The organism is Palaeococcus pacificus DY20341 (assembly GCF_000725425.1).
GTDB classification, from domain to species: Archaea; Methanobacteriota_B; Thermococci; order Thermococcales; family Thermococcaceae; genus Palaeococcus; species Palaeococcus pacificus.
This window is the reverse complement of the sequence record NZ_CP006019.1, coordinates 267,490-292,255: the sequence shown is the minus strand read 5'-3', so window position 1 is coordinate 292,255 and position 24,766 is coordinate 267,490. Positions and strand designations below refer to the sequence as shown.

The following is a 24,766-nucleotide window of genomic DNA, read 5'->3' as shown; positions in this document are numbered from 1 at the left end:
CTCCCAGCTAGGGGACACAATTCTGATGTTTTTATATCATCTTTCGTGCCCCCCAAGTTTTTTCAGTCTGCTGTTGTGAGTGCGGAAAACCTAATAAAAAGAAACGCCCAGATTTTATTGGGGAGTGGTATGGAGAAAGTTAGGGCACGCCTTAAAATTTACGGCAGGGTTCAGGGAGTGGGTTATAGGTGGAGCATGCAACGGGAGGCTAGAAAGCTTGGCGTAAGCGGGTGGGTGAGAAACCTACCGGATGGGACTGTGGAGGCCGTAGTTGAAGGGGATAGAGAAAGGGTAGAGGCCCTAATAGGGTGGGCTCATCAGGGGCCAATAATGGCAAGGGTAACAAAAGTTGAGGTAAAATGGGAAGAGCCCCAAGGGGAGAGGGGCTTTAGAGTGACGCACTAAATAGCGCTTCACTGGACTGTCATTTTTTCAAATAAGACCCGCTTTGGACAATATCGAACCTCACAGTAGGAGCACACTAAGTTCTCTTTTCTTTTCTCTGGCGTGTGGAGTATCAATCGTTTAAATCCTGGTATCTCTTTGAGCCTGACAAAAACATCTACAGGTATCGTGCCATCTATGATGATGTAGGCACGCGCTTCTTCATAGGAAAGATTTTTGCTGAAAATCTCCATTATGGGTATCTTGTTCTCCGTTAGGAGCACTATAAGGGCTGAAAGTGCTGGGCCGTAGAGATGCTTCTCCAGTTCAAGCTCGAGAACCTCCCATCCCATTATTGGGGCCACTTTAACGAGGCTCGGGAAAGGCTGGAGATTCTCAAAGATAAGCTTTAGCGGAGGCGTCTTCTCTATGTATTCTATGGTGTGATAGACTATCTTTCTGTTGACACCGATTACTCTAGAAAGTTCACTTATTGGAATCTCAGCGCTCTTTAGGTATATTTTACCGTTTTTAACGCTTAAGCCATTCTCAAATAAAAACTCCGCAACTTTCTTCCTTGCGGGATAGTTCTTAAAATATTCTTCCAGTATGAGCATCATTTTTGCCACCTCTTATACAAATATGAGTAAAAGTGGATATTTAAGTCTTTCGATAAAGGCTTTTAAAGTCTTGCTCCGTTTAAACATGGGGTGAGAAGATGAGGTGCAAGTTCTGCGAGAGTGAAGCGTACATAAGATTGCACTATCCAAAGATGCTCCTCTGCAGGGAGCACTTCATTGAGTACTTCGAACGAAAGGTCAAGCGCACGATAGAGAGATATAAACTGCTAAAACCAGATGAAAAAATATTAATTGTCATCAGCGGAGGAAAGGACTCGGCTGTAACAGCTTACGTCCTCAAAAAGCTCGGCTACAACATAGAGTGCCTCCACATAAACCTCGGCATAGGAAAGTATTCAGAGGAGAGCGAAGCCTATGCAAAAAGGCAGTGCGAGCTCATCGGGGCAAAGCTCCACATTGTTAGGGTTAGAGAACTCTTGGGAGCAGGGATAGGCGAGCTTAAGACGCGTAGACCAACCTGCTCCTACTGCGGCATAACGAAACGCTACATCTTCAACAAGTTTGCCTATGAGAACGGCTTTGACGCTATAGCAACAGGACACAACTTGGACGATGAGGTTTCTTTCATCTTCAGCAACATAATGCACTGGAACACGGATTATTTGGGCAAGCAGGGACCACTTTTACCAGGTGAAGGCAAGTTCGTGAAGAAGGTTAAACCATTATACGAGCTCACCGAGAGAGAAGTAGTTTACTATGCTCTGGCCGTTGGTCTGGAGTACATCGTCCACGAGTGCCCACATGCGAGAGGAGCAACGACCATAGAGTACAAGGAAATCCTAAACGCCATGGAAGAGAAAAAGCCAGGCACAAAGATAAACTTCATAAAGGGCTTTTTGAGGAAGAAGCACCTCTTCGAGCGCGAACTTAAGGAGGCCCCTCTTGGAGAGTGCAAAGTGTGTGGAATGCCCGCTCAAGGAGAGAAATGCTCCTTCTGCAGAGTTTGGGGGCTAGAAGAGGCTGTGGGGCTGAAGATTAAGTAAGTGTTTATTCTTTTATTTCAAATTTGAATGCTGTCGAAAATCTCCTTGAATGTATAGTCCCACATGACTCAACATGGAAAATTCCATCAGTTGCTCTCTCATCAGTGAAAAAATTTTAAAATAACTACAACCAATAGTTCTATAAAAACCTCTGAGGGAAAGTTTATGAGACGGTTGACAATACTCCTCATCATTGTCCTGTGCATTGCGGCGTTCTTGTATTGGGCCCCAATAGACCAGCATACACTCATCATAGAGAATATCACTTATGAAAAAACAGATGATGTCCTCAAAGTCCACAAGGACGACCTTCCGGAGCCAGAGGGCTTGCTTTACAATATCACAATGAACATTAGCTTAAAAGGGGAATTACTCTCAATAGATGCCATAGAAGAGATAAAAATAAGAAGCAATCGAACGATTACCAATCTCTTAATATTCAAGAACACCAGCGTAGCTCAAAAGCACATAGAAAGGATTGTCGTGGAAAGTGCCTCTGCAGATGTCCGAGCATTTTATGACAGCTCACTCTACGCGGTCCTGCTTAACATGACCCCCGAGAGTGAGTGGATGAGTGTGAAAATATACTACCACTCCACTTATGACCCGCTTCAAGATAAGCCGCAGACATACATTGAAAACCATTTGAATCAAAACCCTGCGGATTTCTACTACCTTCCACTTCGAGCTTACGTGATAGATGATATGCTGCCATCGAAGAATCAGAGCGTACTCATTACCATAAACCCCCCCGCGAACTATACTCTGGCAGTACTGGAGGAGGTCAATGCGTTCTGGAGTTATAGAGCCATCTTACCAGAAAATGGTGCATTCAAGACAGATGGCCACAAACCCTTCTATATCCTCCTGAGCAGGAAGAAACTATACAACACCACCATCAGGATTGGAAATAAGACCGTGTCCATAAGAGCTTTAACCGACGAGCCATATGCAGCCAATAAACTCAAGGACATTATTGAGTTTTACTCACATGTTTTCATGCCATACCCCTATGAAGACTTCACGTACATTAAAATCAAGGGGAGGCGCAGCAACTACAAAGGGCATGGACTGTACGGGGGCATAATTGCGAGCCAATTTAAAACAGGTCTAATCGCCCATGAAACCGCCCACAACTGGTTTGGGATATATGCAAACTTTGGAGCCCTCAACGAACCCCTCGCCACGTATGCGGACATACTCTATGAAAATAATTCACGGATTATTGACCTCCTTGAGGTGCAGTGTATATCCTCAAAGGACAGGACTCCCATAGCGAGTATAGATATGAACAATGGCAAACACTACACCAACCTGTACTTAAGGGGTGCATTCATATTCCGCTCTCTCCAGTTCACAATAGGGGACGACGCATTTTTCGATGGCATTAAAGAGCTTTTAAGAGAGTGCAGAACGCTCAACTGCTATACCACAACGTCAAAAACCATTAAGATTATGCAACGCGTTTTTGAGGAAACCTCAAACCAAAGCCTCGGCTGGTTCTTCGATGAGTGGTTCTATAGGAGCGATTATCCTAAATTCGTGGTTACAAACGCCACAATAAAAGAAAAAGGAGACATGTACATCCTCACCCTCAATATCACGGAAGAAAACGGTTTCATGATGCCTCTTGAAGTGATGGTGGAGGACGAACGTGGCAGCACTTTATTGAAAAAGGTTTTTGTAAACGGAAGTGCATCAATAAGATTTGAACTCAAAGGCAAACCCAAAAGGATAATCCTAGATCCCAACGACTGGATTGCGAACAAAATAAGTGATGGAAACACCACAAACCAGGGATTGTCGATAAAAGAAAAAGGATATTATGTCAACGGGATATTCGTGCTCATCAATTGATTTTTTCTTTTTCTCATGCAGAATGGAGAGCAATATGGGTAGCTTTTTCATGTTAATCCCAAAGTAACTTTCACAACTGAATGTATCATTTTTGTAAGTTTACTCAGATGATACTAAAAAGATAAAGAAGAAATGCTCAAAGTTTAATGCCACCCATGACCAAAGCCATAGCGGCCTTTTGAGCGTGGAGCCTGTTTTCAGCCTCGTCGAAGACGACGCTGTTTGGTGAGTCGACGACATCGTCGGTGACTTCCTCGCCCCTGTGGGCTGGGAGGCAGTGCATGAAGATGTAGTTTGGCTTTGCGTGCTTAACTAAGTCCTTGTTGACTTGGAATGGAGCGAATATCTTTCTCCTCTCCTCTGCCTCAGCCTCTTGACCCATTGAGGCCCAAACGTCCGTGTAGATGACATCGGCATCTTTAACGGCCTTGATTGGGTCGTGAAGGAGCTCGAAGCTTCCTCCACTCTCAGCAGCATTAGCTTCGGCCCACTTGATAACCTTCTCGTCCGGCTCGAAGCCTTCTGGTGTGGCAACAACGACATGAGCTCCAAGCTTAGTTCCCGCAATCATGAGGGAGTGGGCGACGTTGTTTCCATCGCCGACATAAACGACCTTAAGCCCCTCAATTTTGCCCTTCTTCTCCTTGATTGTCATGTAGTCAGCCAAGGCTTGACATGGGTGTGAGAAGTCGCTAAGTCCGTTGATGACTGGGACGCTTGCGTATTTAGCGAGGTCTTCAACATCCTTGTGGGCATAAACTCTCGCCATAATACCGTCCACATAGCGGCTCAAAACTCTTGCAGTGTCGGCTATTGTCTCTCCTCTCCTAAGTTGGAGGTCTTGAGCGTTCAAATAGAGACCATAGCCACCGAGTTGATATATACCTACCTCAAAGCTTATCCTCGTCCTTGTGGAGGGCTTTTGGAAAATCATGGCCAAAGTCTTACCCTCGAGAACGCGGTGTGGCTTGCCTATTTTGTTCCAAATCTTCATCATTTCAGCTGTCTTAAGAATTGTCTCAATCTCTTCCCTCGTAAAGTCTTGAAGGCACAAAATATCCCTTCCAGCTAAGCTAACTACCATGTGCATCACCGTCTAAAGCTTGACGTTGGTTTTAATAACTATTTCGCCGCTGAAAAATAGGTTTTAGCGAAAGTTTTCGAAGATTTCGAGAAAAAGACTTTGCAAATATAAAATTTTAAGGGTTTTTAATTTGCTTAACTTTTCGAGTAAGGCTAATAAGGAAGGTAAGCCTTCAAATGTTGGGGATTCTCAATGGATGGAATAAAAGTTAAGCTCATAAACTACACAAAGAGACCGTTGGAAACAATAACATGGGCAGCTCTAATAAGCTATTGGGACGAATGGGAAAGTGAGGCCTTTGAGAGGACAACGATGAGTGATGTGGAAAAGCATTTGCCGAGGGTTCTCGGCTATGGACATGAAAGCATTTTAGAGCATGCGGTTTTTACTTTCGCGATAGAAGGCATATCTCGAATTGCATCGCACCAGCTTGTTCGCCACAGGATAGCAAGCTATACCCAGCAGTCACAACGCTATATCAAGTTAAACCTTCAGGATGTTGAGGAAACCTTCGTCATTCCTGATGAGATAAAGGAAGACCCCGAGCTTTTTGAAGAATGGCGGGAAGTTATGAAAAAAACTATTGAGCTCTATAAAAAGAGCATTGAGAAAGGTGTCCACCAGGAAAACGCACGCTTCATTCTCCCCCAGGCTGTCCGCACAAAAATCGTCGTTACCATGAATCTAAGAGAGCTTAAACACTTCTTCAAGCTTAGGGCGTGTGAAAGGGCCCAGTGGGAAATAAACTACATCGCCTGGAAGATGCTTGAAGAAATAGCAAAAATTGATGAACTCAGACCAATAATAAGGTGGGCTAAGCTCGGACCCTCATGCATAGGGCTCGGCTACTGTCCAGAAAGGGAGCTAATGCCAACGGGATGCTTAAAGAAGACAAAGGAGGAGTGGAAGAAGGTAGCAGAAGGGTGAAAAATTCCAATTTTAAAATTCTTTTAAACCGGATGGATCAGCTTTTAGTAGGTGGAAACATATGAGTGAGGAGAAGAAAAGTATAACAGACATTATACGGGATGAAATAATGAGAAGGCCATTTGTAAAGGAATGCATGAGCCTAGGGATTATTAACTACAGCGCCCTCGCAAGGCTCCTTATCGAGGAGCTCAGCCTGAACTCCTCAACTCCCGCTATTAAAATGGCACTAATAAGGCTTAGCGAAGAGCTCAAAAGAGAAAAATCCTTTCTAGAAGGTCGAGTGAGAGATGTTATCGGGGACAGCATTATAGAGCTGCAGTCTGATGTGAGCGTAATAACGATTTCAAAGGAGCGTATTGCTAAAGTAATGAAAAATATCCCCGGGATAATGAGCGAATCCAGGTTTTTTCAGCTGACTCAGGGGAGGGAAACATTTACGATTGTTATTGCAAGTGAGGATGAAGAAAAAGTACTCGATCTTGCAAAAGAAGCCGTCAGCATACTGCGGGATCAGACAGCGGTTACTATAATAAGCCCAGAAGAGATAATCGAAACTCCCGGCGTAGTGGCTTTCATGACCTCAGCACTCTCCTCAAACGGGATAAATATAACTCAGGTAATTTCCTGCTACAAAGACACAATCTTTGTAATTAATCGGAAAAATGCCCCCAAGGCATACCAAATTCTCGAAGAACTGATAAGAAGGATGCGGTAAATTGTTCCATTTGGAACAAAACTTAGCTATTTTGATATATTTGTTACAAAAAACATAAAAACGTTCTAGTTATTCCTCCCCAGGGGTGCTTCCATTTCAGGAACACACCACCCACAGTAAAACAAATGGTTGTTAATAATATACGGAGGGATAATCATGTCAGACTTTGGTGCACTATCCCTTTTGCCACCTCTAGTGGCTATAGGCTTGGCAATACTCACCAAAAGAGTTCTGTTTGCTTTGTTTTTTGGAGTTTGGGTTGGGGGTCTTTTAGTTGCAGGAGGAAATCCAATAGGTGCAACGACGCAGACTTTAAAGTGGATAGTTTTTAATATTGCCTCTGCTTGGGAGGAAAACGGCCAAATAATGACTGATCTGTGGAATACAAGGATACTTCTCTTTGATGCACTCATAGGTGCGGGTGTAGCTTTAATATATAAAGCAGGCGGGATGAACGCCATTGCAAAGGCAGTTACAAAGAAAATTAAAACGAGCAGGGCTGCATCCATTATGGCGGCCATCTTTGGGACAATAATCTTCTTTGATGACTACACCAACACCATTATCGTCGGAAATACTATGAGGCCAATTACAGATAGAGCAAGAGTTTCCAGAGAATTCTTAGCCTATGCAGATGACTCTACAGCCGCTCCAGTAGCGGTTTTAGCTGTGGTCTCAACATGGATAGGTTACGAGCTTGGCCTCCTCAAGGATGCTATTGCAAGCATTGGTGGAAATATAAGCGCATACTCTGCTTGGTTTGCGAGCTGGCCGTACAGGTTCTACCCAATACTTGCGGTGCTCTTGGTTTACATCGTGGCCATTACAAACAGACACTACGGCCCAATGCTAAAAGCGGAGTACAGAGCAAGAAAAGAAGGCAAAGTGATTGGAGATGGTGCACACCCAATGATGACCACAGAGACTGACGTTGGAATGCCAATAGAAGGGAAAGAGAGTGTTTGGGTATTTATATTACCCGTGCTTGCTCTCGTAGCGGTAACATTCTTAGGACTTTGGATTACCGGAGGAGGAAGCGCAACTTACGTCGAAGGGGGTATTCAAGAAGTTCTTTCAAACGCCGATTCAACTTGGGCTCTCGTTTGGGGCTCATTTGCCATGGTTGTAGTTGCAATGGCATTAGTTATTGGTATGAAAATTATGGATTTAAAAGACGTTGAAGAAACAGTAGTATCAGGAATGAAGCAGATGCACTTTGCTATGATGATCCTCATCCTCGCTTGGAGCATTAAAAGCGCCAGTGATGCTGTTGGAACTGCAGAATATGTTGTAAGAGTCGCATCAAAAGTACTGACTCCCGGGTTGGTTCCATTTGTGATCTTCATAATCGCAGCGTTCATATCGTTCACAACAGGAACCTCATGGGGAACCTTTGCCATAATGATGCCAATAGCGGTGCCTTTAGCTTATGAATTGAGCGGAAGCTTCGGTCCAGTAGTCTATGCGAGCATAGCCTCCGTATTTGCTGGAGGTGTCTTTGGCGACCACTGCTCCCCAATTAGTGATACAACGATTATGAGTTCAATGTTCTCCGGCTGTGATCACATGGATCACGTAAGCACTCAAGTGCCATATGCATTAACAGCTGCAATAGTAGGGGCTCTAATGTTGCTCCTATTTGCCGTTGGCTTAACCAGCGGATGGATACTGCTTATAATGGCAATACCTCTGCTCATAGGAATCCACTACCTCCTCAGCGAATGGTACGGCAGAAAGGAAGGAATTCCTCATGGAAAAGTGCCTATTTACGTTGTCGAAAGCGAATGGAGAGCAAAAGGAGGAGCAGTTCCTCGTGGTGTGGCGCTAACTGAGGAATGATTTTTATTTTTCTCTTTTAAGATCCTTCGGCAGAGCTTTAAATTGGTGCATTCAAAATTACTATATTGTCAATAAGGATTTTTTCATAATTTTATATATCTCCAATATTGAATGAAAGTTTTATTCTTTTGTTGCTAACATTAGCAAGTTATTTAAACTTGAAAGTAGGAACATATTTGGGTGAAGTTATGCAGTTTCACAAATTAATTGAGAGCCTAAAACCCGGTGAGACTGTACTTATTGAGTATGACTCCAAGACGTTTCCTATTTACGAATTGTACAGCGCTGTTAAGTATGCCAGGGAAAAAGGATTTAAAATACTCATAGACGACTATCTCGATACGCTTTATATCTATAATGTCCACCTCGAACTCTCAAAGCTGGACACATCCATTTTTGATAACGTGAGCGTAATAAAAATCGGAGGCCATAGAGGAGTTGGAAATGTTTTAGAGAGTATAAGTCTTCGCAGTGGCCCTATAATCAAGAAAGAGTATGAAAAGGCATATAAAAAAGCGATAAAAGAAAATGAAGGAATATTTTTAAACCCTGTTCTAGGACTGGAAAAGTTTCTGCTGCTGAGCGAATCAAAGCTGGATATACTTGAAGAAATAGGGGATATATCCCTCTATGTTGGAGATAAAAGAAGGATAGCTATCTATTTCATTAACAAACACGTTTTAGAAGGATTAGAATTCAATCCCCTCCCAATACTCGAAGCCATAGCAACAACAGTAATAAATATCAAAAAGAAAGGGCGAATACATCAATTCAACGTCATAAAGTCAATAAATCCTGAAATCGACGACAAGGCCTTTGACTATGACTTAGATAGTTTAGAGGAGTAAGCTACTCCTCATTCAAAACTTCTCTTAGAGCCTTCTTGAGCTCATCGTAGCTCTCTTGTATGGCTTGAGGAATCACTTTCGTATCGCCTATAACTGGCATGAAGTTTGTATCCCCGTTCCACCTCGGCACTATGTGCAAATGGACGTGACTGTCTATTCCAGCTCCCGCCACTCTTCCCAAGTTAACACCCATGTTGAATCCGTCTGGATTCATAGCTCTCTTTAGAGCCTTAATCATTAGTTGAGAAAGCTTCATTATCTCCAAGAGTTCTTCATCATTCAGTTCCTCCCACTTCCCAACGTGTCTGTATGGAGCTATCATGACGTGTCCAGGGTTGTATGGATAATTGTTCATTATTATGAAAGCGTGCTCTCCCCTATGGAGAATTAGCCTATCTTTATCATTATTCTCCTTTGGAAAGTCGCAGAAAATACACCCATCATGCTTCGGTGAGCGTATATACTCGATGCGCCATGGTGCCCACAGTGTTCTCATTCTACCACCTCTATTCTAATCCCTTTCTGTTTCAGTCTCTCTGAGAGCCTCTTCATTAAGTCCTCCATTATTAAGTTTACTGTTTTATCAACCTCTATGTTTTCTATAATAGGCACCCCCTTTTCCCTTGCTCTCTCAACTATGAACTCCTGAAGTCCCATAATTTCATCCAAGTGATCCGTATAATAATTGGCAGGCCTCAAACTCTGCAGACCCCTCGCATAAAACCTAGCTCTCAGAGCCTCTTTACTTTCCACAGTAATGATATACATGAAGCTCATGTCCGTGAGGCTTATATATCCCGGAACTAGGTGAATGCCCTCAAGTATTGCATTAAATCCCTCTTTCGTAGCTCTCTCAATCAGAGCGTTTATACCAACGGCTACATGACTAACCTGTCTCTCAAAACCGTAGATTAAAGGAGAAATGCCCTTTAAGGGTGCGTTAATTGCTTTCCAGGCTAGAAACGAAGAGGCATGTATTGTCGGCAAGAGTTCTTTACTAATCATCTTCCTCATTACTTCTCTAATTGTATCCGTGCCTATAACACTTCTAATGCCCATTCTAAAGGCTAATTCCGTTGCTATGGTTGATTTTCCAACGCCCGTAGTACCTCCTAAGAGCAGCATCATAGGAATGCCCTTTCGTCTAATCTCACTCCAGAAGATATACCTTCTCGCTGCCGTTTTATAACCATGCTCAAGGAGCTTCCTATAAGTTGTTTCCCTAATTTCATCTTTAGAAACGATTCGTTTCTTCTTTTTTTGAAGATCCTTCATAACTTCAGCAGCTATGGAATAAGCAACACCAACATCTACACCTGCGGAAGTTATGGAGCGAGTAAGTATGCCGCGTGAGAATGGAAGCCTCATATTGCCGTCTTCAACAATAATCATCACACCACCAATAAAAGTTCACAGAGAAAAGGTATAAAGTTTATGGAAAAGAAAATGGCTCAAAGCCTTGAGAGAACTTTAGTTGTAACGTCATTTCCTTCCTTGTCGTATATCCTAAAGTAGGTCTTTGCTGGAACCTTCATGTTGGCCCTTCTCATAGCTTGGAGAGCAAACTTCAAGTGCTGCTTGTTGAGCCTTACTGTCAAGAGCTTTTGATCCTTCTTTAATCTCGCAGCAAGCCCGATTGGCTTTCCAAAGGGCCTTCTCATACCGTTACCGTAACGGTCAGCCTTTCTTCCTGTAGCCATTGGGTTCTCCCTAAGGACTTGGAATGGGTAAACCCTAATCTTAAAGTGGAAGTTTGCTCTACCAACGTTCTTTGTGAGGTATCTGTTGAGCTGCTGTCTTATGGCCTCGAGAGCGTTTTGTCTAACTTGGACTGGTTCTCCAACGTGTAAGCTTACCTCATACTCAAAATCTCCAGCTGGGTTTCCCATATCGAAGATCGTAATCCTTGGACCAGGAGCACCCCTAATGTACTCTCTCCTAGTGTAAGCGGGCTTCTTAACCTTCCTGTCAATCTTAGCTGGTCTTAATCCCATCTAACTCACCTCCAAATGAGCATGATATCTATGCTTTAACAAATTCCCATGACTTATAAAAGTTTTGGGATTCAAGCATTTAGGTTTGGAGCGGGGGATTTTATAAAGATTGCCCTTTCTCTCGCTTCCTGCCAAAAACCTTTAATTCTCATGGTGAGAAGAAAGGGAGGGCGATTGTAATGATTAAACACTTGTTCCCAGCTCTAAAAAAGTTTAAGGCATATTTAAATACGGCCAGCATGGGACTAATGCCGTTAACGGCCATGCAGAGTGCCAATGAACTCCTTTCAAAAGTCATCAATTTTGAGGGTGAAGTTAATTCCGTTGATTTTATGGATCCACAGTTTTTAGAGGGCACCCTAGGCGAAGGCGCTAGACTCATGGGGGTTAAAAAAGAGAACATTGGGCTGAGCATTCAAACGACGGAAGGGCTTAAGCGAATTCTCCTCTCCCTCGAGCCAAAGAAAGGGATGAATATAGTCTCACTTGACATGGAGTTTCCAACACTCTCAGCACTTTTAAAGAGCTATGCTAAAAGGTTTGGCCTCAAAATTCGCGTGGTGAGGAATAGGAATGGGCTCTACCATCTTGAGGATATTGAAAAGACCGTGGACGATAATACTTTCGCCATAGTATGCAGCACTGTCCAATGGGTCTCTGGACAAAGGCTAAACCTCAAAGAACTCTCGAGAATAGCCCACGAGAGAGGAGCCTATTTAATAGTCGATGCTGCTCAACATCTAGGCTCTTTAAAGCTAGATCCAAAGAAAGAAGGCGTAGATGCCTTATCTGCTGGCGGAGAAAAGTGGCTCTTAAGTCCAAACACAGGAGCAGGGCTTATCTATTTATCTGACGAGCTTATAGAAGAGGCTTCGCCAATCACGGGAATACTAAACTTGGAGCCTCCAACAGGAGAATGGGGAGCTTGGTGGGGGCTTCCTGAAAAAGACCCTTGGGGCGAATATAAAGCGAGGAGGGATGCAAGAAAGCTCGACTTTGGAGGAGGGCCTCCATACCTCATAGCAGCTGCATTCAAAGCTTCCCTTGCACTCATAAACGATATAGGCATTGATGAAATAGAGAGGCACAATATAAAGCTCGTGGAAAGAATTAGAGACGAGGTTTTAAGCGTCGGACTCAGCGTTATAGCAGACAACTCGTCGATAATAACGATAAAAACCGGGCTGAACTATGAAGAAGAGGAAAAAGTAGTGAAAGCACTAACTGAAAAGGGCATATCAATAAGCCACCGCGGAGTGCTCGGCCACTACGGAATACGGGTTTCACCACACCTCTACAATACAAAGGAAGAGGTAGAACTATTTTTAGAGGAGCTCTTTTCAATTTTGGGAGCTAAAAGCGGTTGAAGTGAATCCTATCCCTCATTACTTCATCCTTTTTGTGCTCTTCCTTTTTCTCCGCTGGGTAGCCTATCCCGATGACGCATAAAATCCTTATGTGCTCTGGAATTCCTAAGAGCTCTCTTATGTATTCCTCGGCACTCTTCTTCTCATTATGCGCTCTATCGAGCACGTGGCCCCAGCAGGCACCAAGTCCCAAAGCAGCGGCCGCCAATTGTATGTGTTCAGCGGCTATTGATGCATCGAAGACCCATGCGGAGCTTATGCTCTCATCACCGCACACGACTATAGCGAGAGGTGCGGTCTCCAAAAACCTCAAAGCCGGCCTCGTCTTTGCTAATGCTTTAATGAGAGCCCTATCATCAACAACTACGAAGTGCCAAGGCCTCCTGTTCCTCGAGCTCGGTGAATAGAAAGCTGCCTCAAGGATTTTCTCGATGTATTCACGAGGAACTTCTTTCTCCTGGAATTTCCTAATACTCCTCCTCTTTTTAACCACATCAAAAAACTCCATGCTCTCACCTCAAAAACAAAAAGAGGTCAAAGGAATAAAAGCTCTTCTACATCAACCTTGAACTCCCTTGCCTTTCCGACTCTCAGCTCCATGTTGAAAACATTTATCACAGTGCCCTCCTTTTCGGCCCAAGCCTTATAGGGGATTATTAAGTTGCCCTCTCCTTCACCGAGCACTATTGTAAAGCCATCGAGCTTCTCCTTTAAGCGGCCGATTACTAAGTAAGTCTCCGCTTTAGGAATGCCTTTGATACCTAGCTTTAGCAAGCCTACTTCGTTGACACCCTCATGTAGGATTAGCGTTGGAACGTCGAGGGGTTCAGCCGGGGCTTCTAAAATAGCCATGTCATAATTCTCCTCCACAAGCTCCTTGCCATTTAGGAGAACCTTTAGGTATGGATACTTGTTCAAATCAGCCTTCACTAAAACGCGCTTGGCTTTCCTTAAGTCTTCAAGGGTTGCTGTTGAAATACCTTCCTTAACTAAAGCGCCGAGCTTGAGATTGTGCTTCTCTGCTAGCTCCTTGAAGTAGAGCGCTTCTTCTTGAGTAACCTCAGGAGTTAGGACAATTGCCAAATTGCATAGCTTCTCCTTTATTACTGCTTTCGCTTCTTCCCAAGTTATTTCCCGTCCATTAAGGATGGGCTTCTCAAGTTTTTGATCCCAGAGACGCTCAAATCTTCCCTTATCACATATATGGCCGTTGTTCCATGAGAGAAGCTTTGATGATGCCCTAACGAGCATGTCCCCATAAACTTCAATATTCATCTCACAACCTAAGCCACAGCCGTTGCACACCGTTGCCACCGGCGTGGTTTTCCATGGACCTGGCTTAACGAATGGAAGCTTTTCGCTGATAGCCCCAGTAGGACAAACATCTATCATGTCCCCAATAAATTGGCCCTCCATGTCCGAAAGCTTCGTGCCCAACGGCGGTGAAATCATGGTCTTAAAGCCTCTAAAAGTATAGTCCAAAACGCCTTCGCCAATTACTTCTTGGGTTAAATTAACGCATCTTCCGCACAAAACACACTTGTTGTTGTCTAAGACAACGCTTGGATGGCTTTCATCAAGCTCAAAGGCGTTTTGTTCACCTACAAAGGCATATTGCTTAGCATCATAGAGCGTTGCGTACTCCCTAAGCTTACACCTAAAGACCTCCATACATCCGCAGGACATGCATCTCTGAGCTTCTTTAAGCACTTCCTCTTCGCTCAGCGTTAGCTCGACTTCCTCAAAGCTCTTAGCTCTCTCCCCAGCATCCTTAAGCTTGGCCTTAACCCTTGGAATCCTCTCCACGTGCGCGTAGTCCTCCTCACTAACGTCTTTCCAGTGGTTGTATGGCTTCAAGTCGAAGAGCACTCTGTACAAGTCCTCATCGTCCACAATCTCCATTATGCGCTTTGATGGCTCTAAGAGTGCCTTCTCGGCCTTTTCGAGCTTACCTTTAAGGTATAGGTCTATCATTATTGCCGCTCTTCTTCCAGTGGCTATGGACTCTATCACCGTTGAGGGGCCCAAAACGAGGTCACCAGCCGCAAAGACACCCTCAATACTCGTTTGAAGCGTCACATCGTCCACCAAAGCTTTACCTCTCTTCGCCTCGATTCCCAAACTCTTCAAGAACTCCTCATCGCAGTACTGTCCGATGGCTAAAATCACGTTGTCCGCTTCAACCGTAAAGTTTGAGCCTTCTATTGGTATAGGCCTCCTCCTTCCGCTTGCATCTGGTTCCCCAAGCTTCATTTTAATTAGCTCTACCTTCTCGACTTTTCTTTCCCCAAGTATCCTGACTGGGTTTGTGAGGAACATGAATTTAACGCCCTCTTCCTCAGCCTCTTCCACCTCGCGCTCGTTGGCAGGCATCTCTTCCCTTGAACGCCTGTAAACAACGGTAACCTCGGCACCAAGCCTTAGAGCTGTTCTTGCTACATCCATAGCAGTATTTCCACCGCCTACGACTATAACCCGCTTTCCAAGCTCAACCTTCTCGCCCATGTTGACTTTTCTAAGGAACTCTATGCCGTGCATCACTCCCTCCAAATCTTCGCCTTCAATGCCCATCTTTCTGCTCTTCCAAGCTCCAACACCTAAAAAGACCGCGTCATATTTTTCTCTAAGCTCCTCTAATGTGACGTCTTTACCAAGGGCACAGCTAGTCTTGACCTCTATGCCAGTGTCTATTACCGTGGCTATGTCTTTATCCAAAACATCCCTTGGAAGCCTGTAAGGAGGAATTCCATAGCGCATCATTCCTCCAAGCTTAGGCATAGCCTCAAATATAGTCACATCATGTCCCATTGTCCTCAAATAGTAAGCACAAGCTAATCCAGCTGGTCCTCCCCCAACAACAGCCACTTTCTTACCCGTTGAAGGCGGAATTTCTGGCATCCACGGCCCGTGCTCTAGGTCATAATCTGCCGCATACCTCTTTAGCTGCCTTATCGCGAGGGGTTCTTCAACCAGATTGCGCCTGCACTCATCCTCACAAAAAGCAGGACAAACCCTTCCAAGGACTGCGGGGAGGATATACTTTTCTTTCATGAGCTTCACAGCTTCGTGGTACTTACCCATAGCTATCAAAGCTAAATAACCTTGAACATCACTGTGGGCAGGACATCCCTTCTGGCAGGGCCCGATACAATCGCCATAGTGGTCGGAGAGCATAAGTTCAAGAGCAGTTCTCCGCATCTCGACGATTCTATCGTTAAGTGTCTCAATGGCGAGACCTTCCATAGGCTTAAGAGTACATGAAGTTGTCAAACCTCTGGGTGTTTCGACGAGGCAGAGGCGGCAAGAGCCGTAAGGGTCTATTTCATCGTCGTAACACAGACCCGGAATGTGCTCGCCCTTTTCCCTAAGAATCTTAAGGAGGGTTTTATCATCAGGAACTTCCATCTCCTTGCCATTAATTATAACCTTCACCATTTTAATCACCCTCATGAGCGTCCATTATTTTTATGGCGTTGAATCTACAAACATCATAGCAAGTTCCGCACTTTATGCACTCTGCCTGATTTATCACGTGAGGCTTCCCCCTTTCGCCGCTTATGGCTTTAGTTGGACACATTATGGCACATGCCGTACATCCCGTACAGTTCTCCGCGATTATGACGTACTTTATAAGAGGTTTACAAACCTTGGCAGGACACGTCTTTTTCTCAACGTGGGCTAAGTATTCATCTTTAAAGTATCTAAGAGTCGTTAGAACCGGATTTGGGGCGGTTTGTCCAAGACCACAGAGAGAGCCAGTCTTCACCTGAGGTGCGAGCTTTTCGAGTACTTCTATATCCTCAAGGGTCCCTTCTCCATTGGTTATCTTGTCCAGAATTTCCCACATTCTCTTAGTTCCTAAGCGGCAGAAAGTACACTTTCCGCACGATTCCTTAACGGTGAAGTCTAGGAAGAACTTTGCAACATCGACCATACAAGTATCTTCGTCCATAACGACCATTCCACCGCTTCCCATGATAGCACCTGTGGCGTTGACAGACTCGTAATCAACGGGCGTATCAAAGAGATATTCTGGAATACAACCCCCAGAAGGTCCTCCTAATTGAACGGCCTTAATTTTTTTGCCGGTTTTAGTCCCACCGCCAATCTCATAGAGTATTTCTCTCAAAGTCATTCCCATCGGAACCTCGACGTTTCCACCCCTGGCTATTTTTCCGGCCAAAGCGAAGACCTTAGTGCCCTTGCTCTTTTCGGTTCCAAGCTTCGCATACTCTTCCCAGCCGTGTTTTATTATCCACGGAACGTTTGCCCACGTCTCAACGTTATTTATGTTTGTGGGCTTGCCCCAGAGACCTTTTTGAGCTGGATAAGGCGGCCTTGGCCTAGGCATTCCCCTCTTACCCTCAATGGAAGCTATCAAAGCCGTCTCTTCTCCACAAACGAAAGCTCCAGCACCTTCCTTAATCTTTATATCAAAGGAGAAGCCGCTTCCTAAGATGTTCTCCCCTAAAAAGCCTCTTTCCCTTGCTTGCTTTAGGGCTATCTTAAGTCTTCTTATTGCAAGGGGATACTCAGCTCTCACATAAATAAAGCCTTTAGTAGCTCCTATAGCATAGGCTCCAATTATCATTCCCTCTATGACACGGTGAGGATCTCCTTCGAGGACGTTCCTATCCATGAATGCTCCGGGGTCTCCTTCATCAGCATTACAAATTATGTACTTCTCATCTCCCTTTGCCTGCCTTGCGAACTTCCATTTAAGTCCCGTTGGAAAGCCAGCTCCTCCTCTTCCTCTAAGGCCAGACTTCGTGATTACATCAATTATCTCCTCGGGCTTCATTTGGAGAGCCTTTTTGAGAGCCTCATAGCCCCCAGCTTGAATGTACTCATCAATGCTCTCAGGGTCTATATAACCACTGTTTTCTAGAACTATCTTCTTCTGCTTAGCAAAATATCCGTCAACGTCCCATGTCTTTCTTATGCCGTTCTCATACCAATCCTTCTTCACTATCCACTCTTCGATAGGCTTCCCATTAATAACGTGCTCCTCAATAATTCTCGACACTTTTTGAGGGGTAACGTGGCCGTAGGTGATGATTTCATTCTCGGTTATTATATCTACGAGCGGCTCCCTATAACACATTCCAACGCAGCCAACGACTTTTAATGGGATATCAATGCCTCTCTCTTTCAGCTCCTTCTTAATGGCTTCATAAGTTTCTTTAGCACCCGCTGCTATTCCACAAGAGTTCATTCCAACAGCTATAGCTTTAATCATCTAGCTCACCTTTTTTGAGCTTTTTCATAAGCTTCCTAACTTTATCTGGCGTAAGCTTTCCGTAAACTTTCTCATTTATCATTATAACAGGTGCTAGGCTACAGCAGCCGAGACAAGCAACCCTTTCAAGTGTAACTAGACCATCTTCTGTTGTTTGGCCTTCTTCAATGCCAAACTCTTCTTTAATGGCTTGAGAAATGTTCACAGCACCGTTTACGTGACACGCGGTCCCATGGCATATTTTTATGACATACTTTCCAAGAGGCTCAAAGCGGAACTGCGCGTAGAAAGTAGCTACGCCGTAAACTCTGCTTAAAGGAACGCCAAGATGGGCAGAAATCTTCTGAAGGGCCTCTCTAGGGAGATAGCCAAATTTTTCCTGGGTTTTCTGTAGCAGTGGAATTAAAGAGCTCGGGCTTTTTTCATATTCATAGATATAACTAAAAGCGGCTTCCATTTTAATCACCATCAATAATGTTCCCTGCATAAATTTTTGTCATGAATGTTTATAAAAGTGCACTAAAGTACATGTTTTGAACCTAAAGTTGAACACTCATCGTTTAAAAAATCCTTAAATCGGGGGTGTTTACAAATATAAAAATAGAAAGCATTAGAGGTCGGTGGTCGTATTGAGATATGTAAAACTCCCCGAGGAGAATTTTGAGGAGTTCTTCAACTCGCTGAAAAAGTGGGGAAACGTCTACGCTCCAACAAAGCAGGGAAATATCTACTCTTTTAAGAAGGTGGAAGAGCTAAGCGAAGTTTCTTTGGACTACAATAGAACCATGCTGCCTCCAAAGAAGTTTTTCGTAAGGCCCAAAGATGAGATGCTGAAGCTTAAAGGCAAAAAGTGGGAAGAGTGCAATGGTGTTGAAAAAATAGTCCTCTTTGGAATCCATTCCTGCGACATACATGGACTCCAGATACTCGATAAAGTCTATCTAGAAGAGCCTGCAGACCCCTACTACAAGAAAAGACGCGAAAATTCAATAATAATTGGAATCAGCTGTATGCCGGATGAGTACTGCTTCTGCAAGAGTTTAGGTACCGATTTTGCCATGAGCGGCTTTGACTTGTTCCTTCACGAACTTCCAGATGGCTACTTGGTTAGAGTTGGAAGCGTGAAGGGGCACGAAATTGCTTGGGAAAATGAGAACCTCTTTGAGGATGTGAGTGAAGAAGACCTAAAGAACTTCAGGGCTTTTGAGGAAGAGAGAGCAAAGGCGTTTAAAAAGGCATTAAACAAAGAAGGATTAGCCGATATGCTGGATTTAGCCTTCAACAGTCCAGTATGGAAGAAATACGAAAAGATTTGCCTTGGTTGTGGAAGCTGTAACATGGTGTGTCCCACTTGCAGGTGCTACGAAGTCTGCGACCTTTGGACGAACGCTTATGAGTCAGTGAGGATTAGACGCTATGACTCATGCTTCATGGAAAGCCATGGTCTAGTTGCCGGTGGCCACAACTTTAGACCTACGCGCTTAGATAGGTTCAGGCACCGCTACTACTGCAAGAGCTATTTTGATCCCTCAGCAGGCTTCAACTGTGTTGGCTGTGGAAGGTGTGATGAGTTCTGCCCAGCTAAAATAGAGCATGTTAAAGTTTTAGATGAAGTGAGGGAGGCTTTAGAATGAGCACGTTTCAAACTCACGACGCGAGGATTTTGGAGGTAAAAGAGCTCACATCAAGAGAAAAGCTGTTCACCCTGCGCTTCGTTGATCCAGAAATCAACAGGAACTTCAAATATAAACCCGGACAGTTTGTAATTGTTGACATTAGAGGCTTTGGAGAGTTCCCAATTAGCTTATGCTCCACTCCAACGAGGGAAGGCTACTTCCAGCTGTGCATTAGAAGGGTAGGAAGGATGACCAAATACGTGCATGAGCTGAAAGAGGGGGATATAGTTGGAATCCGCGGCCCTTATGGAAATGGCTTCCCAATGGAAACCATGGAGGGCTCAAACTTAGTTCTCGTTGCTGGTGGTTTAGGAATGGCACCACTGCGCTCCGTGCTTTGGTACGCCCTTGACAGCGGAAAATACCAGCACATATACCTCTTCTACGGAACAAAGAGCTATGAAGACATACTCTTTAGGGATGAGATAACCCATCTCTTGAAGCATGGAGAAGCAATGAACTGTACTGTAAAGCTCGCATATGAGGTTGAAAGCCCATCGTGTATCTACTTAGAGAAAGGCTTCGCTCCTAAAGTGTGCAAAGGTGTTGTCACGGACTTATTCAGAGGAGAGGAGTTTGACGTTACCAACACCTACGCCCTAATTTGTGGACCCCCAGTGATGTATAAGTTCGTCATAAGGGAGCTCTTGGACAGAAAGCTTTCACCAGGAAGAATTTACATGACACTAGAGAGAAGAATGCGCTGTGGCGTCGGTAAATGCGGGCACTGCATTGTTGGAACGAGCACTTCAATAAAATACGTGTGCAAAGATGGACCCGTCTTCACATATTGGGATGCTCTATCCACGAGGGGGTTGATTTAAATGCTCAAGCTTGGTGTTTTTGAGCTTACGGACTGTGGAGGCTGTGCGCTCAACATACTCTTCCTCTATGAGAAGCTCTTTGATGTGCTGAAGTTCTATGAGATTAAAGAATTTCACATGGCTTCAAGCTTTAAGGAGCACGATCACTTGGATGTTGCCATAGTTACGGGAACTGTATCAACACAGAGGGATTTAGCACTCTTAAAGCACGCAAGGAACCATTCAAAGTATTTAATAGCTTTGGGGACATGTGCAACACATGGAGATGTACAGGGAAGCGTCGAAGGCAAAATTAGGGAAAAGCTTGAGAAGGTCTACGGGACGAAAGCAAATCCCATGAAAGCTTTAGACTCAAAGCCAATTGTAGAGTACGTTGCTGTCGATTACGCACTCCCAGGATGTCCCTACGACAAGGATGAAATTTACCAAGTGCTCATGAACATAGCAAAAGGTGTTGAACCGCCCAAAAAAGATTATCCTGTCTGTATAGAGTGTAAACTCAACGAATACGAATGCATTCTTGTTAAAAGGGAAATCCCATGTTTAGGGCCCATAACCCTCGGTGGATGCGATGCCATCTGCATAAAGTCTGGTATCGGATGCATCGGATGCAGAGGGCCGTTACCAAAGGAAGCGAACCCAGCTGGAGAATTTGAGATTCTCAAAGAGTTGGGATACGATGAGGAATACATTAGGAGGAAGTTCAAGACGTTTGCACGGGGGGAGCTTAGATGGTGAGCATAGAGATAGATGCATTCACAAGAGTTGAGGGAAACGGTGGTGCTGAGATAATAATAGAGGACGGTGAAGTCAAAGAGGTAAGGGTTAAAATCTTCGAGGGGCCGAGATTCTTTGAAATCCTAACCTTGGGGCGGCACTACTACGATGTGCCAGATTTAGAGGCTAGAATATGCGCTATTTGCTATCTATCCCACTCGGTAGCGTCAGTGCTTGGAATTGAGAGAGCCTTTGGTGTCGAGGTTCCTAAGGAGATAATGCTCCTGAGAGAGCTCGGATTAATAGGCGAATTTATTGAGAGCCACGCTCTCCACCTATACCTCCTAGTAGCACCCGACTTATTTGGGTACGCCGATGCTATAAGAATGGCGAGCAAGCATGGAGAGGTAGTGAATGAAGGTCTGACAATAAAAGCCTTCGGCAACTATATTCGCGAAGTAATCGGTGGAAGGGAAATCCATGGCATAAACGTTAAACCCGGAGGATTTGGAAGATATCCAAGCATAGAAGAGCTTGAAAAGATTGAGAAAAACAGCGAAGCACTGATAAAGTTTGCAAAAAGGGCTGTAGGAATATTCGCGTCCCAAGAACCTTTTGGTGCTAAAGCTGAGCACTACATCGCGACCAATGACTATCTATATGGCAATAAGCTAATAGCATGCGACAAGGAAAGCTTTGATTACTTTGAACACATTGAAGAGAAATCTCTTCCCTACAGCTTTGCAAAGCAAAGCAGGTACAAGGATAAGATATTCATGGTAGGATCCCTACCTAGAGTGATGCTCAAAGCCGAAAAGCTGACTCCCCTCGCTAAGAGGCTCTTTGAGGAGTATAAGGAAAGGCTTTCCAAAGGCTATGTGAGCTTAAACAACCTAGCTCAAGCCATTGAGCTTGTTTATGGTCTTGAGAGAGCCAGTGAGATAGCAAAAGAGCTCTTAGATAAAGGAGTCGAAGGAGAAAACATTTCAGTAGAGCCCCAAGAGGGCGAAGGCATAGGTTATGTAGAAGCGCCGAGAGGTGTCCTAGTTCACCACTATCGCATAGATGAGAAGGGCAACATAGCCTACTCTAACATAATAACACCCACGGCCTTCAACCACGCTCTAATGGAGCTAAGCCTTTATGAAGAGGCCAAGAGGCACTACGGGACATTGGATGAAAAAACCCTCATTCAAAAGCTTGAAGAAACTGTTAGAGCATTTGACCCGTGCATTTCTTGTTCCGTGCACTTAGTAAAGCTCTGATGCGAAAGATATTTATTTAATGCCTTTTAATTTTTATTTAGGTGATACTCATGAATAGGCTCAATAAAGTATTCCAACTAATTGATAACATAAAATTCGGAGAAACTGTTCTCATTGAGTATGGCCCCTCGTATGCAGCTGAGTTTATAACTTTAGCACTGGTAAAATACGCCCGAATGAGGGGGTATCCCATAGTAATAGACGATAATTTCGATTCTCTTCATATTGTAAGAGAGCACTTGAAGTTATTTGGAATTAAAGAGAATTTTGAAGATGCCCTTGTTGTGAAGACAGGCGGAATGATAAATGTGGGTAATGTGGTTAATAGAATATCTCTAGAAAGTGACCCTGTGATATATGAAAAGCACTATGAGAGAGTCGGAGAGGAGATTTATTCAAATGCTAATAATGTTATAAATATAGTGCTCGGTATTGAAAAATTGTTCGCATTTGTTGAAAATATAAATCACTTTTACACATGGATTATAGGTATTCAAAGCTTTCTTGGCAATAACAAGAGAAAATCATTCTACATAATTGACAAAAACGTTGCTTCAATCTTAAAGTACAATCCACTGCCAGAGCTTGAGAGAGTGGCGAGCATCGTGGTTGAGGTAACACCAGAAAAGGACAAAGGAGTGCTCTTATTTAAGAAAAGCTCAATGATAGATCTCATCGGACAGAAAATTAAAATTCCTGTATGTGAGTTACTGTAGATTTAATCAACTGACAAAAACTATATATCATTCAAATTCGTTTAATTTTATTAGGTGATGAGTGTGGGTAAAATTCCTGAGAAAATCTTTGAATTAATAGATAAGACTCACTTTGGCGATATGATTCTTATAGAGTATGAGCCGTTTTATGCTGCTGAATTAGTAACGATGATTCTTCTTGAATATGCAAGAAAAGGAGGGCTTTCAATAATAATAGACGATAATCTCGACTGCCTTCACATTGTAAAAGAGCACTTGAGGTTTTTAGGAATTGAAGAGGACTTCAAAGACGCGTTCGTAATAAAAACCGGCGGAAAGTTAAATATAGGTACTGTTGTTGGAAGGGTAAAAATCGAGAGTGAGCCGGCAATATACATAAAGCGTTATGAAGAAATAAGCTCAAAAACGTTTACAGAAGTTGATAGAGCCGTTAATATCGTCCTAGGTTTGGAAAGGCTCTTTGCCTTTGTACAAAATACCCGTGAGTTCTACACATTGATAGGCTCAATCCAAAGCTTTCTCGGTAATGAAAAGAGAAAGGCATTTTACATAATCGACAAAAACGTCGCACTGTCGCTAAAGTACAATCTCCTCCCCGAACTTGAGAGAATAGCAAGCACTGTGGTTTATATATCAGGAGAGCACGGAGAAGGAAAGGTCATATTTAAAAAGAGCCCATATTCCGACTTAGTAGGCCAAGAGTTCAAATTTTCACTTAAGGATTTAATTGGGTGATTTGATTGTCTTTTTTCAAAAGAATTTTTAAAAGAGATATACACAATGAAATAGCCTCAAGAAATCCCATTGGAAAGTTCAGAGTCAAAAAAGAGCTCAAAAGTGGAGAAAAGCAAGCTCTTCTTGGGGAAGTCCTTGAAGGGGTCATATACCCCGGCTACAAGCTCAAAGGAGATGGTGTGGCTTTAGTTAGGAGACTCAAACAGGGGGACAAAGAGATAGACTTTGCTGTAGAATACGACGAAGTCGTCATCCTTTTAGAAGGAAAGATAAGGGTTAAAGAAAACGATATCTTGGAGGTGTACCAATCTTAATCACTGCCCTGTCTCTTCGGGCTCTACAACAACGTAGGGCCCTTTGCTGAGGCTTTTGATTTCTTCTTCGCTTAAAAGCCTGCTCTTGACTTTCTCACCTATTAGTGCACTGTGCCCAAATGGATCCATGATTCTAACCGTGAGCGGCTTTTTGCCATCCCTCACATCTTCAATATATTCTAAAAGCTCATCAACCTTTTTTATGGCATCCTCGTCGTTTTCCTGCTCTTTGAAGTGTCTCGTCATTATAAGAGTGTCCTTAACTCTCTCGAGAAGTCCTTCAACGTTAGTTATAAATCCTTGGCTCGCCGGGCCAGGCTCTATCTTGACCCCAATTTCATCCAGCTCCACTGTGCCGCTCTTGCTCCTAACTACACGCGTAAAGAGGTCTTTCTCCTCCTCAATCTTCACAGTGTAGAGCCTCGGCTCCTTCTCCTCGAGCATCATGACATCCGCATTTCTGTATCCACATTTTTCACAAAATATCGTCGATTCCATAACCTTCCCAAAATAGGGAATATCATGGATGAAGTTTAGGGACTTTAAACTGTTTTTAGCACCGCAAATTGGACAGTCACCCAGCAAAATTTCTTGAATCTCACCTTTCATAATCTCACCCCAGACTAAAATAGAAAGGT

Annotated in this window: 25 protein-coding genes; 15 read left to right on the top strand and 10 right to left on the bottom strand. The window is 43.8% G+C overall.

The features are described 5' to 3' along the window. The first annotated feature begins 129 nt into the window (after positions 1-129). Positions 130-405, top strand: coding sequence for an acylphosphatase (locus PAP_RS01585; protein WP_048164286.1), 276 nt, complete (start codon positions 130-132; stop codon positions 403-405). An 8-nt stretch (positions 406-413) separates the two neighbouring features. Here PAP_RS01585 and PAP_RS01580 read toward each other — a convergent pair whose 3' ends face one another. Next, positions 414-1,004: a regulator of amino acid metabolism, contains ACT domain protein gene (locus PAP_RS01580; protein ID WP_048164285.1), complete on the bottom strand. Its 591-nt coding sequence runs from the start codon at positions 1,002-1,004 to the stop codon at positions 414-416. Between the two features lie 98 nt (positions 1,005-1,102). Here PAP_RS01580 and ttuA point away from each other — a divergent pair, with 98 nt between their 5' ends. Beyond that, entirely contained in the window at positions 1,103-2,008 is a 906-nt protein-coding gene (gene ttuA / locus PAP_RS01575; RefSeq protein ID WP_048164284.1) for a tRNA-5-methyluridine(54) 2-sulfurtransferase, read from the top strand. Positions 2,009-2,173: 165 nt separating this feature from the next. Further along, entirely contained in the window at positions 2,174-3,865 is a 1,692-nt protein-coding gene (locus PAP_RS01570; RefSeq protein ID WP_052649034.1) for a hypothetical protein, read from the top strand. A 136-nt stretch (positions 3,866-4,001) separates the two neighbouring features. Here the strand turns inward: PAP_RS01570 and argF are convergent, their stop codons facing one another. Then, complete coding sequence (argF, locus tag PAP_RS01565) at positions 4,002-4,949, bottom strand: ornithine carbamoyltransferase (protein WP_048164283.1); 948 nt, start codon at positions 4,947-4,949, stop codon at positions 4,002-4,004. A 192-nt stretch (positions 4,950-5,141) separates the two neighbouring features. Here argF and thyX point away from each other — a divergent pair, with 192 nt between their 5' ends. The 4 genes from thyX to PAP_RS01545 all read left to right on the top strand — a co-directional run bounded on the left by thyX (position 5,142) and on the right by PAP_RS01545 (position 9,281). Then, positions 5,142-5,876, top strand: coding sequence for an FAD-dependent thymidylate synthase (thyX, locus tag PAP_RS01560; RefSeq protein ID WP_048164281.1), 735 nt, complete (start codon positions 5,142-5,144; stop codon positions 5,874-5,876). A 61-nt stretch (positions 5,877-5,937) separates the two neighbouring features. Next, entirely contained in the window at positions 5,938-6,594 is a 657-nt protein-coding gene (locus PAP_RS01555) for an ACT domain-containing protein (protein ID WP_048164280.1), read from the top strand. A gap of 156 nt (positions 6,595-6,750) precedes the next feature. Beyond that, positions 6,751-8,433, top strand: coding sequence for a Na+/H+ antiporter NhaC family protein (locus PAP_RS01550; protein WP_048164279.1), 1,683 nt, complete (start codon positions 6,751-6,753; stop codon positions 8,431-8,433). A gap of 188 nt (positions 8,434-8,621) precedes the next feature. Further along, complete coding sequence (locus PAP_RS01545; protein WP_048164278.1) at positions 8,622-9,281, top strand: DUF257 family protein; 660 nt, start codon at positions 8,622-8,624, stop codon at positions 9,279-9,281. Between the two features lies 1 nt (position 9,282). On the opposite strand, the gene PAP_RS01540 is transcribed toward PAP_RS01545, so the two are convergent. From PAP_RS01540 to PAP_RS01530, 3 genes are read right to left on the bottom strand one after another with little or no spacing between them, the layout of a single operon-like run. Further along, on the bottom strand, positions 9,283-9,777 hold the full coding sequence (locus tag PAP_RS01540) for an HIT family protein (protein WP_048164277.1): 495 nt from the start codon (positions 9,775-9,777) through the stop codon (positions 9,283-9,285). Further along, entirely contained in the window at positions 9,774-10,673 is a 900-nt protein-coding gene (locus PAP_RS01535) for a 2-phosphoglycerate kinase (protein ID WP_048164276.1), read from the bottom strand. The genes PAP_RS01540 and PAP_RS01535 overlap by 4 nt, the downstream gene beginning before the upstream one ends. 59 nt (positions 10,674-10,732) lie before the next feature. Beyond that, entirely contained in the window at positions 10,733-11,275 is a 543-nt protein-coding gene (locus tag PAP_RS01530; protein WP_048164275.1) for a 50S ribosomal protein L16, read from the bottom strand. 179 nt (positions 11,276-11,454) lie between these two features. On the opposite strand from PAP_RS01530, the gene PAP_RS01525 reads away from it, so the two are divergent. Next, on the top strand, positions 11,455-12,642 hold the full coding sequence (locus PAP_RS01525) for an aminotransferase class V-fold PLP-dependent enzyme (RefSeq protein WP_048164274.1): 1,188 nt from the start codon (positions 11,455-11,457) through the stop codon (positions 12,640-12,642). Here the strand turns inward: PAP_RS01525 and PAP_RS01520 are convergent. The 4 genes from PAP_RS01520 to nuoE are packed head-to-tail and all read right to left on the bottom strand — an operon-like array spanning position 12,629 to position 18,338. Continuing rightward, positions 12,629-13,150 carry a nitroreductase family protein gene (locus PAP_RS01520; protein WP_048164273.1) on the bottom strand — a complete coding sequence of 174 codons (522 nt, stop codon included), beginning with the start codon at positions 13,148-13,150 and terminating at the stop codon, positions 12,629-12,631. The genes PAP_RS01525 and PAP_RS01520 overlap by 14 nt on opposite strands. Positions 13,151-13,176: 26 nt before the next feature. After that, entirely contained in the window at positions 13,177-16,077 is a 2,901-nt protein-coding gene (locus PAP_RS01515; RefSeq protein WP_048164272.1) for an NAD(P)-binding protein, read from the bottom strand. A 1-nt stretch (position 16,078) separates the two neighbouring features. Continuing rightward, positions 16,079-17,881 carry an NADH-quinone oxidoreductase subunit NuoF gene (nuoF, locus tag PAP_RS01510; protein WP_048164271.1) on the bottom strand — a complete coding sequence of 601 codons (1,803 nt, stop codon included), beginning with the start codon at positions 17,879-17,881 and terminating at the stop codon, positions 16,079-16,081. Next, positions 17,874-18,338, bottom strand: coding sequence for an NADH-quinone oxidoreductase subunit NuoE (gene nuoE / locus PAP_RS01505; protein WP_048164270.1), 465 nt, complete (start codon positions 18,336-18,338; stop codon positions 17,874-17,876). The genes nuoF and nuoE overlap by 8 nt, the downstream gene beginning before the upstream one ends. 172 nt (positions 18,339-18,510) lie before the next feature. On the opposite strand from nuoE, the gene shyB reads away from it, so the two are divergent. From shyB to pbp11, 7 genes are read left to right on the top strand one after another with little or no spacing between them, the layout of a single operon-like run. Continuing rightward, complete coding sequence (gene shyB / locus PAP_RS01500; protein ID WP_048164269.1) at positions 18,511-19,515, top strand: NAD(P)-dependent hydrogenase/sulfhydrogenase 2 subunit beta; 1,005 nt, start codon at positions 18,511-18,513, stop codon at positions 19,513-19,515. Further along, positions 19,512-20,381: an NAD(P)-dependent hydrogenase/sulfhydrogenase 2 subunit gamma gene (gene shyC, locus PAP_RS01495; protein ID WP_048164268.1), complete on the top strand. Its 870-nt coding sequence runs from the start codon at positions 19,512-19,514 to the stop codon at positions 20,379-20,381. Before shyB ends, shyC begins: the two co-directional genes overlap by 4 nt. Further along, positions 20,382-21,119 carry an NAD(P)-dependent hydrogenase/sulfhydrogenase 2 subunit delta gene (gene shyD, locus PAP_RS01490; protein WP_048164267.1) on the top strand — a complete coding sequence of 246 codons (738 nt, stop codon included), beginning with the start codon at positions 20,382-20,384 and terminating at the stop codon, positions 21,117-21,119. Beyond that, positions 21,116-22,363, top strand: coding sequence for an NAD(P)-dependent hydrogenase/sulfhydrogenase 2 subunit alpha (gene shyA, locus PAP_RS01485; protein WP_048165895.1), 1,248 nt, complete (start codon positions 21,116-21,118; stop codon positions 22,361-22,363). Before shyD ends, shyA begins: the two co-directional genes overlap by 4 nt. A 50-nt stretch (positions 22,364-22,413) precedes the next feature. Then, positions 22,414-23,079, top strand: coding sequence for a DUF257 family protein (locus PAP_RS01480; protein WP_048164266.1), 666 nt, complete (start codon positions 22,414-22,416; stop codon positions 23,077-23,079). Between the two features lie 57 nt (positions 23,080-23,136). Next, positions 23,137-23,814 (top strand): DUF257 family protein, encoded by a 678-nt coding sequence (locus PAP_RS01475; RefSeq protein ID WP_048164265.1) that lies wholly within the window; start codon positions 23,137-23,139, stop codon positions 23,812-23,814. A 5-nt stretch (positions 23,815-23,819) separates the two neighbouring features. Next, entirely contained in the window at positions 23,820-24,128 is a 309-nt protein-coding gene (gene pbp11 / locus PAP_RS01470; RefSeq protein WP_048164264.1) for a tRNA-binding protein Pbp11, read from the top strand. Here the strand turns inward: pbp11 and PAP_RS01465 are convergent, their stop codons facing one another. Next, entirely contained in the window at positions 24,129-24,737 is a 609-nt protein-coding gene (locus PAP_RS01465; RefSeq protein ID WP_048164262.1) for a ZPR1 zinc finger domain-containing protein, read from the bottom strand. Positions 24,738-24,766 lie beyond the last annotated feature (29 nt).